Source organism: Vibrio iocasae, from assembly GCF_042245395.1.
Lineage (GTDB): Bacteria > Pseudomonadota > Gammaproteobacteria > Enterobacterales > Vibrionaceae > Vibrio > Vibrio iocasae.
Genome location: NZ_CP145311.1, coordinates 481,746 through 496,845, shown reverse-complemented (window position 1 = coordinate 496,845; position 15,100 = coordinate 481,746). Strand labels below are relative to the sequence as shown.

The following is a 15,100-nucleotide window of genomic DNA, read 5'->3' as shown; positions in this document are numbered from 1 at the left end:
AAGCACTTACACAAACTAATTCTCAAATACGAAACTGTGTTTATATCACATTAATAATCGTCACTTTTTATATGGATATAGCCCTTTTTTTAACGTTTTACACGTATGTAAAAGTAGTTTTGACGTTTTTGACGGATGAGCAAATTGACGATCTGAGCATCAGAGTGTTTTCTTACTCATGAATTATCGCTACAGGCCATCCACTTCCTAAAGGATTTGGGGTAGCAATTCAGAAAGTTCGTTTTAGCAGAGAGCCTGCTAATAACTGAAACAAAATAAATAGTAAGGAACAGCTATGCTTACCAATATTAAAAAGACGATCGTTGCATCCGCAGTAATCGCTGCAGCAGCTACAAGCGTCTCAGCTCCAGCATTCGCAAGAAGTGAGCTAACTATTGTACCCGACTTCTATCCGACCATGGTTAGAAACTTTAACCCTTACCTTGCAACAAATCTAAGAACCACAACTGACTTTATCTACGAACCTCTGGTTGTGTTCAACGAGATGCACGGTAATACGCCGGTAATGCGTCTGGCTGAAAACTACTATATGTCTGATGACCTTCTAACCGTTACTTTCGAACTGCGTGATGGTGTTAAGTGGTCAGACGGTGAAGCTTTCAATGCTGATGATGTCGTGTTCTCTTATGACCTGCTTCGCAACAAGCCTGAGCTTGATCAGCGTGGTATCAATAAGTGGGTTAAAGACGTTAAGAAAGTAGACAGCAACAAAGTAGTGTTTACTCTGACAGAAGCAAACTCTAACGTGCCATATGAGATTTCTCTGGTGCCTATCGTTGCAGAGCACGTATGGAAAGAAGTAAAAGACCCAACAACCTTCACTAACGAAAACCCTGTTGGTACTGGTCCGTTTACTGAAATCGACACATTTACTCCACAGCTATACATCCAGTGTCGTAACCCTCAGTACTGGGACAATGATAACCTTGAAGTTGATTGTCTGCGCGTACCTCAGATCGCAAACAACGACCAGCTACTTGGCAAGATCGTAAACTCTGAACTGGACTGGACTTCCTCATTCGTACCAGACATAGACCGTACATATGCAGCTGCAAGCCCAAATCACCACTACTGGTACCCGGCAGCAGGCACACAAGCGTTTGTTGTTAACTTCAATCACAAAGATGAAGCAAAATCTGAAGCGCTTTCAAACGTAGACTTCCGCCGTGCATTCTCTATGGCTCTGGATCGCCAGACTATTATTGATATTGCATTCTATGGTGGTGGTACCGTAAATGACTTCGCATCAGGTCTTGGATATGCATTCGAAGCGTGGTCTGATGAAGCAACTCACAAAAAATACCAGAAGTTTAACTCTTATGATCCAGAAGGAGCGAAAGCACTACTTGCAAAAGCTGGCTTTAAAGACACAAACAAAGACGGTTTCGTAGAAACTCCGTCGGGTAAATCTTTCGAGCTATTGATTCAGTCCCCTAATGGCTGGACTGACTTCAACAACACGGTACAGCTTGCTGTTGAGCAGTTAAACGAAATCGGTATCAAGTCTCGTGCTCGAACTCCGGAATTCGCGGTTTATAACCAAGCGATGCTTGAAGCAAACTATGACGTAGCCTACACAAACTACTTCCACGGCGCGGACCCTCATCTTTACTGGAACAGTGCGTACAACTCAGCACTTCAAGGTGGTGATGGAATGCCTCGCTTTGCGATGCACTTCTACAAGAATGAGCAGCTAGATAAGTTACTAGACAGCTTCTACAAAACCGCTGACAAAGATGAGCAGCTATCTATCGCTCATGGTATTCAGAAGATTATCGCAGATGATCAGGTGACGATTCCTGTGATGTCTGGAGCATACATGTACCAGTACAACACGACTCGTTTCACTGGCTGGTGGAGCAAAGACAATGCTAAGGGCCGTCCAAATATCTGGGCTGGTATCCCTGAGCGATTGTTACACGTGCTAGACCTGAAACCAGTTAAATAGTTTTAACACTCCCGGCAGCGCGCAAGCCGCGCGCTGCTACTTAACTCCCCTACTCCTATTAAACATATGGCGCTCGTCGTCAGGGGATAACTCGTCCTTTTTTCGGATGTCTGAAGCCAGTATCAGGTAAAAAAACTGGGACAATGCAAGGTGTAAGTTATGGGTTATTTTTTAAGACGATTGTCGTTCTATATGATTGCACTGCTGGTTGCAGCAACAATCAACTTTATTATTCCCCGGGCAATGCCGGGTGATCCAGTCACAATGATGTTTGCCAACGCGACCACTCAGGTAACCCCTGAGCGAATTGAAGCGATGAAACAGCTTCTTGGTTTTGTTGACGGGCCACTATGGGTCCAGTACCTAACCTATATAAAAAGCATTCTGAGCTGGGAACTGGGAACATCTATCAAATTTTACCCGCTAAGTGTTAATGAACTGCTGGGCGGTGCATTTGGCTGGTCTCTGTTTTTGGCAGGTACTGCTGTTGTTCTTTCTTTCTCTATCGGCTCTATTCTGGGTATCTTCGCAGCATGGAAACGAGGCAGCAAATACGACGCAATCATAACTCCGGGCATGCTGATTATTCAGGCTGTACCGCAGGTGGTTATCGCCATGATTGCGGTATTCACATTCGCAATCGGTCTTAAATGGTTTCCGACAGGTTACGCCTATACCGCAGGCACAATGCCAGATTGGACAAGTTGGACCTTTATTAAAGACGTAGCCTACCACGCTGTTCTGCCTCTGTTCTGTGCCTCGATTGTTCAGATTGGCGGCTTCCTGGTCAATATGCGTAACAACATGATTAACCTGCTGGCAGAAGACTACATCACAATGGCTAAGGGTAAGGGCCTAAGTGAAAACCGTGTTGTTTTCAACTATGCCGCTCGTAACGCCATGCTACCAAGTGTGACTGCACTTTCTATGTCCTTAGGTATGGCTATCGGTGGTCAGCTGATTATCGAAATCATCTTTAACTATCCGGGTCTGGGCTCAGTGCTTTTCAACGCTATCCATGCCCGTGACTATCAGGTTCTTCAGGGACAGCTTCTTATCATGACGCTATTTATGCTGTTCTTTAACTTACTGGCAGACATGCTTTATGTCGTGCTTGACCCTCGCCTGCGTAAGGGAGGTAAATAATCATGAAAAACTTATTCAATCTTATTCTTGGCAACCGTATGGCACTGATTGGTGTCAGCATCCTGAGCATATTTGTCTTTATCGCACTGTTTGCACCACTTCTCACCAAGCATGCACCAGACAAAAGATCAGGCAACCCGCACGAATATCCTGGCTTTGTTGTGACATCTGCAAAGGCAAACCCCGATGGCTGGATTGCGCAGAATCTGGCAACTGATCGACGCACTATGCATATGTCCAAAAAAGCTGACCATTTGCTGGGTACATCACGCATGGGTCGTGATATCTGGGCGCAGGTTGCTTACGGTGCTCGCGTATCGCTAGCGGTGGGCTTCGGTGCTGGTCTGACGGTATGTTTTCTGGCAACAGTAATCGGTGTATCCGCAGGTTACTTCGGCGGAAAGGTCGATGACTTCTTAACTGCCTGTATGAACATCATGCTGGTTATTCCGCAATACCCGCTTCTCTTTGTAGTAGCAGCATTTATCGGTGAGGCAGGGCCACTAACCATCGCCCTCATAATAGGCTGTACCTCCTGGGCCTGGGGTGCCCGAGTCGTGCGCTCACAAACACTGGCCCTGCGTGAAAAAGAGTTTGTAAAAGCAGCCGAAGTACTAGGTGAATCTTCATGGCGCATCATCTTTGTAGAAATCCTGCCGAACCTGATCTCTATCGTAGGTGCAAGTTTTATCGGCTCAGTTATGTACGCAATCATGATGGAAGCGACTATTTCCTTCCTGGGTCTTGGCGACCCGAACACAGTGAGCTGGGGCATCATGCTTTACAACGTTCAGACATCTTCATCAATGCTAATCGGCGCATGGTGGGAGCTACTGGCACCATGTATCGCACTAACAGTATTGGTTACTGGCCTTGCTCTGCTTAACTTCGCTGTTGATGAAATCGCTAACCCGCAGCTTCGTTCTCACAAAGGCATGAAGCGCTGGAAGAAGATGGCGAAACAAGACAAGAAAGAGCGCAAAGAAGTAGTACCTGAACAAAAAGCATTATGGAATGGAGAGTAACAGTATGACTAATCCATTGATTTCAATTCGTAATCTGTGTGTGGACTATATAACCGATGCTGGTGATGTCCGCGCCTGTAATAACGTAAGTTTCGATATTGGTAAGGGTGAAGTTTTTGGTCTGGCGGGTGAGTCCGGCTGTGGTAAATCAACCGTCGCCTTCTCACTGATGCGCCTGCACAAGCCACCAGCATTTATCACCGGTGGTGAGGTTATCTTTGATGGTGAAGATATCCTCCAATATAGCGACAGCCGTATGCAAGGCTTCCGCTGGAGCGAGATGTCGATGGTGTTCCAGAGCGCGATGAACGCTCTGAACCCGGTACTGACTATGGAAGAGCAGTTCTGTGACGTGATTATGCGTCATACCAATATGACTCGTCAGCAAGCAATAGTTCGAGCCGAGGGTTTACTGGAAATCGTTGATATCCACCCTAGCCGTTTGACTGACTATCCACACCAGTTCTCTGGTGGTATGAGGCAGCGTCTGGTTATTGCCATCGCTCTGGCTCTGAACCCTAAGATGATCATTATGGATGAACCAACAACAGCACTTGATGTGGTCGTTCAGCGCGAGATCTTACAGAAGATCTACGCACTGAAAGAGGAGTTTGGCTTCTCCATCCTGTTTATCACCCACGATCTTTCACTAATGGTGGAGTTCTCGGATCGTATCGGAATCATGTACTCGGGTGAGCTGATTGAAGTTGCACCATCAAAAGAGATTCTGGAGAACCCATTCCACCCTTACACCAGAGGTTTAGGTAGTTCATTCCCTCCATTAACAGGTCCGAAACCAAAGCTGAAAGGTATTCCTGGTAACCCGCTGAACCTGCTGGAAATCCCTCAAGGTTGCCGATTCCAGGCTCGTTGTGACCGTGTAGAAGAGAGATGCAGACGAGATCAGACCGTGCTGCGTCAGATAGAGGCGAACCGCTTCTCCAATTGTCACCTGTTTGGTGAGCCAATTGTTCAGGTTCCGGCTTAATCGCCTGAATAAGCAGTAAGGGTCAGGAGCAGAGTCAGGAATAAGAACAGGAATTTATTATGAGCAACAATTTCGGACAGTTACTGGTTGAAGGCAACAACCTGGTAAAAGATTTCCCAATCAGCAGTAATGCACTTAAACAGCCAATGATGCGCGCGATCAACGATGTGTCATTCAAGATGTATAAAAGCCGTGGTCTGGCAGTAGTAGGTGAATCCGGTTCGGGTAAATCTACAACAGCAAAGATGATCGCCAAGATGTACGCGCCAACAAACGGTGTAATTGAATATAAAGGTCGTGATATTCAGACCATCAAGAAAAAAGCAGACCTGATGGCGTACCGCGAAGGTATCCAGATGGTATGGCAGGATCCGTTTGGCTCTCTGAACCCGACGCATACTATCTTTCACCATATTGCACGCCCGCTTTTAATCCATAAGAAGGTAACTAAGAGCAATAAGAAAGAGCTGGAAGAGCGCGTATACGATCTGCTTGAGCAGGTTGGCCTAATCCCACCAAAAGAGACTGCGGCGAAATACCCTCATCAGCTTTCTGGTGGTCAGCGCCAGCGCGTAAACCTTGCCCGCAATATTGCGGTAGGCGCTGAAGTGGTACTTGCCGACGAACCCACGTCGATGCTGGACGTTTCTATCCGTGCAGGTGTTCTTAACCTGATGGAAGAGATGAAGTTTGAGAAGGAGATGTCACTTCTCTACATAACTCATGATATCGCTACAGCCCGTTATATCGCTGAAGATCTTGCAGTTATGTATGTTGGCCACATGGTCGAGTGGGGTGATACCGAGGAGATCATTCACGATCCGCAGCATCCATATACTCAACTTCTGGTTTCAGCGGTTCCGGATCCGAAGAAGTCGATCCACGAAAAGCTAAAAGGCAACAAGGGTGAGATCCCGCTATGGACTCCAGATTCAAATGGCTGTCCATTCGCCGGGCGATGCACACACGCAACGGATCGTTGTAAAGAACAACTACCAGCAGTGACTCAACTATCTGAGAACCACTTTGTTCGTTGTTATTTGCATGAAAGTTAAGTCGAAAAAAGCCTGATATGTATTCCCACGGAGACCGTGGGAACGAGGAAGGTAGTTAAGGTTTGCTCGGTTGTGGTGGAGCAAACATACATGGACATGGATGTCCATGTTTAAGCGTACAGGGACGTCTTGAGCGGTTTGCGGAACCATTACCGAGTAAACCGTTTCCCCAGTGAATTTAAACCGGAGAACGACATGCAGTTGCTGACTAACCATATCGGTTACGAGTTAACGGGAGAGAAACAGGCAGTTCTAATGACTGATCGTGAGCTTATATTGCCACTATCCGTCCAACTGTTTGATAGTGTAACGGACGCCCTGATTAAAGAGTTTCCGCTTTATTGTCACGGCCGTGTGGCTAACTGGCACTGTGGTCTCTTCTACAGCATCAATTTTACGGGCTTTACGCAAAAGGGCTCTTTCTATTTGCAGTTTGAAGAGACTCGTTCTCACGTGTTTAAAATTGGACAAGGTCTGTTATTTAACCACACCTTTTCAGACCTGCTTCACTACTTTAAGTCTCAGAGATGTGGCGGTATTTTCGAGCAGAAAGATAAATCGGTATCACTACTGAACTCAGACAGAAAGGTGAATGTCAGCGGTGGCTGGTATGACGCATCTGGCGATGTCAGCAAATACCTCAGTCACCTCTCCTATGCCAACCATCTGAATCCACAGCAGACACCTATGGTTGTCTGGAACATGCTAAAAGGTTTACAGCTTCTTGAATCAAAAGAACTGGAGTCAAAAGAAGAAGTTCCTGGTTTTCTTAAAGTGCGTCTAATTGAAGAAGCTCTTCATGGTGCTGACTTTCTGGTACGTATGCAGAGCCCTGAAGGCTACTTCTACATGACGGTATTTGATAAGTGGAGCAAGGATACTGAGCAACGGGAGATCTGCGCTTACTCTACTCAGGAAGGCATTAAGTCTGCAGATTATCAGAGCGCCTTCCGTCAAGGTGGCGGCATTTCGATCGCTGCACTGGCATCCGCTGCTCGTCTGGATCAGCAGGGAGAGTATCGTCAATCGCATTACCTTGAATGCGCAGAGGTAGGTTACCGACATCTACTTGAGAATAACATTTCCTACCTGCCGGACGGGGCTGAAAACATCATAGATGAATACTGCGCTCTTATGGCAGCAACTGAGCTGTACAAAACCACCGAACAATCTTTCTATCTGAACGAAGCTCGTCGCTGGGCACTGAAGCTCTCCCGCAGACAAAAATCCGATACCGAGTTTGCCAACTACTGGTCAGCAGATAGCAGTGGCACACGACCATACTTCCACGCATCGGAGGCAGGACTGCCTGTTATCGCTCTGTGTGAATACCTCTCTACCGAACCAGATTCTGAGAGAAAAAAATCAATAAAATCAACAGTTGGGTTTGCCATGATCTTTGAGCTCATGATAACCCAAAAGGTAGCTAATCCATTTGGTTACCCAAGGCAGTACGTAAAGTCAGTTAACGGTGAAAAGCGCGATGCTTTCTTTATTGCTCAGGAAAACGAGTCCGGATACTGGTGGCAGGGAGAAAATGCCCGGCTAGCGTCCCTGGCTTGTGCGGCCTACCTGTCTCGTGAACATATTGAAATTAAGGCAGTAGCAAAACAGCTAGAAAAATATGCTCAGGATTCACTGAACTGGGTCATCGGCCTTAACCCTTTTGATATCTGCATGATGGATGGACATGGGCATAACAACCCGGACTACTTACCAGAGTTAGGCTTCTCAAATGCGAAGGGTGGTATCTGCAACGGTGTAACCGCCGGATTTGAGGACGAGCAGGATATTGCATTTAACCCGGAAAAACAGAAAAACGACATGCTGCAAAACTGGCGCTGGGGTGAACAGTGGATTCCTCACGGAGCCTGGTTCCTACTGGCAGTTATCAGCCAGTACGCCTCTTTAGAGCCAGTAAAACAAGCAGCGGAGGAGATTAACTAATGACGAACTACTATGTTGGCATTGATGGTGGCGGGACTTCTTGTCGCGCCCGTATCCGAAACGACATCGGACAGCTTATTGGAGAAGGTAAAAGCGGCAGCGCTAACATACTGTTAGGCGTAGAACTGGCGATGAGCTCGATTATTGAGGCTATTGAAGAGGCATCAGAGCAAGGCGGACTTACTAAAGCAGATTTTCCACAGATGCACGTTGGGCTGGCATTAGCCGGTGCAGAGCAAAAGTCAGCCTGGCATCAGTTTATGTCTCTGCCCCACCCTTTTGCCAGCATCACATTAAACACTGATGCTTACGGTGCATGCATTGGTGCGCACAACGGTGATGATGGGGCAATCATGATTGCGGGAACCGGTTCCTGCGGTATTTACATTCGGGGTAACGAACAGTTTGTTGTTGGTGGCCGCGAGTTCCCAATCTCAGATCAGGGTAGTGGCGCAGTAATGGGATTAAGGCTGATCCAACGGGTATTACTGGCGTCTGACGGTATTCGCCCTGTTACACCATTAGCAACCTATGTTCTAAACCACTTTGAAAATTGTATCGACTCTATTGTTGAGTGGTCGAAAACCGCTAAGCCAAGAGATTATGGTCAGTTTTCTCCTCAAATTTTTCAGTTTGCCCAAAACGGTGACGAACTGGCTATTGAGCTTTTGAAAGGGACTGCGGCAGATATCGAGATGTTCCTGATAGCCCTCAATAAGCGAGGGGCGACAAGCATCGCTCTGATGGGTGGCATCGCTGAACGCATTAAGGATTGGCTCTCTCCTCCGGTCCAGAGCTGGATTGTAGAGCCTCACTCCGATGCCATTGAGGGCGCAGTGATGTTTGCTGGTAAACCTGAACATAACCTCTATTCCAACTCCAAAACAGAGGAACTGGATCAGGAGCCGTGCTATGCGTAACAGTAAGTTTAAGGTAACCACTGAAGTCGTATCAGAGCAGGATAAAGCGTCGCTAATCCACCTGACACTGCAAAATCGCAGCGACGAAACAGTGAGAGACTGGAAGCTGAATTTCACCTTTACTCTGGCTATTAATCCGGATTCAGTAACCAATGGATCTATTGAACAGGTAGGTACATATTGCCTTTTCACTCCCGAGCACAACAAATGTCTGGAACCGGGAGAAGCGTTTCAGTTTGATTTTAGTATCAGTGCGTTATTGCTACGTAATCAGACATGGGGCGTTCAGGATGCTGCCGTAGTAGTTGATGGTAATTACTTTACGGTAGAACTCTCGCCAATATCGCTTTTTGCTACAAATGAAGCAATCGAAGATAAGGTTACCGAGGTAGAAGCATCTCCAATTTCCATCATTCCACGACCAAACAAGATTTCTACAAATGGCTGTACAACAACGCTCAGCAATGATCTGACTTTTTCTGCGGATACTGAAATTGCTCTTCCCGCCATTAAATGGCTACGCGATGAGCTTTCATATAATACAAAGCTTGAACTCCGCGACACAACCAAAGGAAAGCTGTGTTTCTCACTAAACAGTGAACTGTCAGGCTCTGCTTATAAGCTAGATATACGTGACAGCCGCATCCTGATTCAGGCCAACGGAAAAGAGGGCTTTATACACGGCTGCGCCAGCCTGTTGCAACTCGTTCTGGCTGGTCCTTCACATGGACATCTTCCATGTATCACCGTAGAAGATCAGCCTCGCTATCACTACCGGGGAATGATGCTGGATTGTGCCAGACATTTTCACTCAGTTGCTAATATCAAGCGCCTGATAAACCAGCTCGCCTACTACAAATACAACGTATTTCACTGGCATCTTACTGATGATGAGGGCTGGAGAATCGAGATTGATGCTTATCCGGAACTCACGGAAATAGGAGCATGGCGAGGCCCAGAAAGCTCTCTTAAAAACAGTGGGCTCGAAGCTCAGTACACTCACTTATCCGAAGTCTACGGTGGTTACTACACCAAAACTGAGATCAGAGAGATCATCGAGTTTGCCGATGAACGAGGAATCACGGTGATCCCAGAAATCGACATTCCAGGGCACTGCCGGGCAGCCATTAAATCATTGCCGGATCTGCTGGTTGATCCAACCGACAAATCAGACTACCAAAGCGTTCAGGGATACAGAGACAATATCCTGGATCCAAGCCTTCCGGGGACTTATCAGTTTATTGACACTGTACTGGAGGAAATCTGTGAGCTTTTCCCTTCTGCATACATTCATATCGGTGGGGATGAAGTACCAGCCGGAGCATGGGAAGGCAGTGAAGGTTGCACTCAGCTAATGAACCGCCTTGACGACTATGAGCCTAAGGAGCTTCAGGGGCACATATTAAGACACGCCGAAGACAAACTGAAATCGCTGGGCAAGAGAATGCTTGGCTGGGAAGAGGCCCATCACGGAGAAAAGGTCAGTACCGAAACCGTTATCTATTCATGGCTGAGTGAAGAGGCCGCAATTAAGTGTGCTGGTAAAGGTTTTGACGTTGTTCTTCAGCCCGCTCAATACCTATATTTCGATATGGCTCAAAGCCAGGCTCCCGATGAGCACGGCACCGACTGGGCAAATCCAATTTCTCTTGAAAAAGCCTACAGCTACGAGCCTCTTTCAGAAGTCAGCTCAATCGATGCAATTCACTCAAAAGTACTTGGGATTCAGTGTGCTATCTGGTGCGAGTTTATTCCTGATAACGCGCACCTTGAATACATGCTTTATCCAAGGTTGCTCGCCAGCGCTGAGGCTGCCTGGACCGACTCAGAAAACAGAAACTGGGAAGAATTTCTTTCCAGACTTAAAGGACACCTCCCCCATCTGGATACCCTGAAAATCAACTATCGGAATCCGTGGGAAGTTAATCAGATCACCCCAAATGTTCTCGCTAAAGAAGAACAAGAATAAAGGAAAGTTTCAATGCAATACGGTTACTTTGACAACGACAACCGAGAGTATGTCATCACACGTCCAGACACTCCTGCCCCATGGACCAATTATCTGGGGACAGAGAAGTTCTGCACCGTTATCTCACACAATGCTGGTGGATACTCGTTTTACAATTCTCCTGAATACAACCGGGTAACCAAGTTTCGTCCGAACGCTACTTTCGATCGCCCGGGACACTATGTGTATCTGCGTGATGATGAAACAGGAGATTACTGGTCTATCTCATGGCAGCCTGTGGCTAAAAGCCTTGATGAAGCAAATTACGAAGTTCGGCACGGGCTTTCTTACTCCAAATTTAAATGCGAGTACAACGGAATCACCGCAACCAAAACGCTGTTTGTACCTAAGGGTGAAGATGCAGAAATCTGGGATGTGGTTATCCGTAATGATTCCGATAAGCCTCGCACTATCAGTGCTTTCTCTTTTGTTGAGTTTTCCTTCAGCCATATCGCATCAGATAACCAGAACCACCAGATGTCGCTCTACTCAGCGGGTACTGAGTATCGGGAAGGTGTGATTGAGTACGATCTTTACTACAACACCAATGACTTCGAAGGATTCTACTATCTGGCATCAACATTTGATCCTGATAGCTACGATGGTCAGCGTGACAACTTCCTTGGCTTATACCGTGATGAATCGAACCCTATCGCGGTAGAAAAAGGACGCTGTTCAAACAAAACTCAGACCTGTTACAACCACTGTGGTTCTCTGCATAAGCAGTTTGTAATCCAGCCAGGCGAAGAAGTTCGTTTCGCCTTTATTCTTGGTTTAGGCAAAGGTAACGGCGACAAGATTAGAGAAAAATATCAGCAGGTTGAGAATGTTGACGCAGCATTTGCAGAGATCAAAGCCCACTGGGATGAGCGTTGTCGTAAATTCCAAGTCTCATCACCAAATAAAGGGCTGGATACCATGATTAACACATGGACCCTTTATCAGGCAGAGACCTGTGTGGTCTGGTCACGCTTTGCTTCCTTTATTGAAGTGGGTGGAAGAACCGGTCTTGGTTATCGTGATACCGCACAGGACGCAATGACCGTCCCTCACTCTAATCCTCAAATGACCAAAAAGCGTATTGTTGATCTACTGCGTGGACAGGTGAAAGAAGGCTACGGCCTGCACCTGTTCGATCCAGACTGGTTTGATCCAGAAAAAGCAGATGTTGAACCTTCTAAGTCACCAACGGTGGTTCCGACACCAAGTGATGAGGATAAGATCCACGGACTAGATGACACCTGTTCTGACGATCATCTGTGGCTGGTACCAACCATCTGTCGCTATGTAATGGAGACTGGTGAAACTGGCTTCTTTGATGAAGTGATCCCATACGCTGATGGTGGTGACGCTACGGTTTACGAACATATGAAAGCGGCTCTGAACTTTACTGAAAAGCATGTTGGTGAAACCGGGATTGCTAAGGGTCTTCGCGCAGACTGGAACGACTGCCTGAACTTAGGTGGCGGTGAGTCTTCTATGGTGGCCTTCTTGCACTACTGGTCTATCAACGAGTTTGTTGAGCTGGCGAAGTTCCTTGATAAGCAGGAAGACGTAACCCGCTACCAAGTGATGGCAGACAAGGTAAAAGATGCCTGTGAAACCCACCTTTGGGATGACGAGGGAGGCTGGTATATTCGAGGTATCACCAAGCATGGTGACAAGGTAGGCACAAACCAACAAACCGAAGGCAAGGTCCATCTGGAGTCCAATACCTGGGCTGTGGTTTCCGGTGCAGTATCTGAAGAGCGCGGTAAAAAAGCCATGGATGCCGTCGATAGTTACCTCTACTCCGACTATGGCCTGCACCTGAACGCCCCATCGTTTGCTACACCAAATGATGACATTGGCTTTGTTACCCGTGTTTATCAGGGTGTGAAAGAAAACGGCGCTATCTTCTCTCATCCAAACCCATGGGCATGGGTTGCGGAAGCAGAGCTTGGTCGCGGTGACCGAGCCATGAAGTTCTACGATGCGCTAAATCCATACAACCAGAATGACATGATCGAAACCCGAATTACTGAACCTTACTCTTATGTTCAGTTCATTATGGGTCGCGATCATCAGGATCATGGCCGGGCAAACCACCCATGGCTAACAGGTACGTCTGGCTGGGCTTATGTGGCTGCAACCAATCATATTCTGGGTGTAAGACTGGGTTTTGATGGCCTGATTGTTGACCCATGCATTCCAACAGACTGGCCCGGCTTTGAAGTAAGTCGTGAGTGGAGAGACGCGACCTACCAAATAAAAGTAGAGAATCCGAATGGCGTTAGTAAAGGCGTAGTTAAAGTGACACTGAATGGCGAGGAGATTCAGGGAGCAATCCCTGCACAGCCTGCAGGTTCGGTGAATCAGGTTTTGGTGGTGATGGGGTAGCGAGAGCGGCAGTTTCCTCGTTCACACGGATACCGCGGGAACTAGAAATTACTGCTCCTCGTTCCCACGCTCCTGCGTGGGAATGCAGACCAGAGCAAGCAATATAGAAGCAGTATAAATAAGCAATGCTGTCTTTGTTCTGTGAGGTATGAATTCCCACGGAGACCGTGGGAACTAGTAAGACTCACGACACATAAGGAATAACAGATGATTAAATTTGGTACTGGTGGCTGGCGCGCTTTTATTGGCGAAGAGTTCACCAAAGATAATGTACGTATTGTTGCTCAGGCGGTGGCTAATATCATCAACAATGAGAAAGTCGCTGATCGTGGGTTTGTGATTGGCTACGACCGACGTTTCCTTTCAGATAAGGCTGCCGAGTGGTTTGCTGAAGTTTTGGCTGAAAACAATGTACCTGTCAGCTTTATCGACAAGTACGTTCCGACCCCAATAGTGATGTTTAAAGCGAAGCAGATGAACTGTGCATATTCAGCCTGCATCACAGCTTCTCACAACCCAGCGGACTACAACGGCATCAAGGTATTTATTGAGGGTGGTCGTGATGCTGATGAAATCATCACAGAGAAGATCGAGCAACAGATCGCGGTAATTCAGCCCTCTGATGTTCGTAGTACCGACTTCGACAATGCTGTAGAGCAAGGTCAGATCAATATAATCAATCCAATGAACGAGTTTGTTGATTCGATCATCGACTTTATTGATATCGAGGCGATCAAGAAGGCAAATCTTCGGGTACTGATCGATCCAATGTTTGGTGTGGCAAAGAACGCTCTTCAAACTGTGTTGATCAATGGTCGTTGCGATGTAGATGTAATTAATGACAGTGAAAACCCGGCATTTGGAGGGCTAATGCCATCACCAAGTGCTGCCACTCTATATCGCCTGAAACATATGGTGGCTCATGATGGATACGATATAGGCATCGGCACCGATGGTGATGCGGATCGTCTGGGTATCATTGACGAAAAGGGCAACTTTGTTCATCCAAATGAAGTTTTGATCCTGCTCTACTACTACTTGCTGGAATACAAACAGTGGAAAGGATCCGTAGTTCGCAATATCGCAACCACCCATATTCTGGACAAAATCGCTGTAGACTATGGTGAAAAGAGCTTTGAGGTACCGGTAGGCTTTAAACATATCAGCTCGCAAATGGAGGCTGATAACTCTCTTATCGGTGGTGAAAGCTCCGGAGGTTTAACCATTCGCGGTCATATCAAGGGTAAAGACGGTGTATTCGCCTCCAGCCTGTTGGTTGAAATGATCAGCGCAACCGGGAAGAAGCTTTCTGAGTTGCTAGAAGAGATCTACTCCAAATATGGTTATGCGTACACTGCTGAAGGTGACTGTACCTTTAAGCCTTCTGAAAAGGATTCTCTATACAACAAACTCTACGTCGAAAAGCTACTGCCTGAGTTTGAGTATGAGATAGAAAAAGTAAGCTATGCCGATGGGCTGAAGGTTTACTTCAAAAATGGTGGCTGGGTCATTGCCCGGTTCTCAGGCACCGAACCACTGCTCCGAATCTTTGCGGAGATGGAAGATCAACCAACTGCGGAGGGTATTCTGAATCAGATGAAGTCTTTTCTTTCTTTATAACGTTTAGGGTTTTTGTAGGTCCTTTTATCCTGATAAATCTCTA

General features: G+C 46.8%; 10 protein-coding genes. All 10 read left to right on the top strand.

What is annotated here, in order from left to right:
* Nucleotides 1-295: 295 nt before the first annotated feature.
* The 10 genes from SNR28_RS11865 to SNR28_RS11820 all read left to right on the top strand — a co-directional run bounded on the left by SNR28_RS11865 (nt 296) and on the right by SNR28_RS11820 (nt 15,057).
* A complete protein-coding gene (locus tag SNR28_RS11865; protein WP_375752657.1) occupies nt 296-1,969 on the top strand; it encodes an ABC transporter substrate-binding protein in 1,674 nt (557 codons plus the stop codon).
* Between the two features lie 159 nt (nt 1,970-2,128).
* A complete protein-coding gene (locus tag SNR28_RS11860; protein ID WP_375752655.1) occupies nt 2,129-3,115 on the top strand; it encodes an ABC transporter permease in 987 nt (328 codons plus the stop codon).
* Nucleotides 3,116-3,117: 2 nt separating this feature from the next.
* On the top strand, nt 3,118-4,140 hold the full coding sequence (locus tag SNR28_RS11855; RefSeq protein WP_375752653.1) for an ABC transporter permease: 1,023 nt from the start codon (nt 3,118-3,120) through the stop codon (nt 4,138-4,140).
* A gap of 4 nt (nt 4,141-4,144) precedes the next feature.
* Nucleotides 4,145-5,128 (top strand): ABC transporter ATP-binding protein, encoded by a 984-nt coding sequence (locus SNR28_RS11850; protein ID WP_375752651.1) that lies wholly within the window; start codon nt 4,145-4,147, stop codon nt 5,126-5,128.
* 59 nt (nt 5,129-5,187) lie between these two features.
* Nucleotides 5,188-6,183 carry an ABC transporter ATP-binding protein gene (locus tag SNR28_RS11845; RefSeq protein WP_375752649.1) on the top strand — a complete coding sequence of 332 codons (996 nt, stop codon included), beginning with the start codon at nt 5,188-5,190 and terminating at the stop codon, nt 6,181-6,183.
* A gap of 195 nt (nt 6,184-6,378) precedes the next feature.
* Nucleotides 6,379-8,130 (top strand): glycoside hydrolase family 9 protein, encoded by a 1,752-nt coding sequence (locus SNR28_RS11840; protein ID WP_375752647.1) that lies wholly within the window; start codon nt 6,379-6,381, stop codon nt 8,128-8,130.
* Entirely contained in the window at nt 8,130-9,050 is a 921-nt protein-coding gene (locus tag SNR28_RS11835) for a BadF/BadG/BcrA/BcrD ATPase family protein (RefSeq protein ID WP_375752645.1), read from the top strand. Before SNR28_RS11840 ends, SNR28_RS11835 begins: the two co-directional genes overlap by 1 nt.
* A complete protein-coding gene (locus SNR28_RS11830) occupies nt 9,043-11,019 on the top strand; it encodes a beta-N-acetylhexosaminidase (RefSeq protein WP_375752643.1) in 1,977 nt (658 codons plus the stop codon). Before SNR28_RS11835 ends, SNR28_RS11830 begins: the two co-directional genes overlap by 8 nt.
* Nucleotides 11,020-11,031: 12 nt before the next feature.
* Nucleotides 11,032-13,437, top strand: a complete 2,406-nt coding sequence (locus tag SNR28_RS11825; protein WP_375752641.1) for a GH36-type glycosyl hydrolase domain-containing protein — start codon at nt 11,032-11,034, stop codon at nt 13,435-13,437.
* Nucleotides 13,438-13,644: 207 nt separating this feature from the next.
* Complete coding sequence (locus SNR28_RS11820) at nt 13,645-15,057, top strand: phosphoglucomutase/phosphomannomutase family protein (RefSeq protein ID WP_375752639.1); 1,413 nt, start codon at nt 13,645-13,647, stop codon at nt 15,055-15,057.
* The last annotated feature ends 43 nt before the right edge of the window (nt 15,058-15,100 follow it).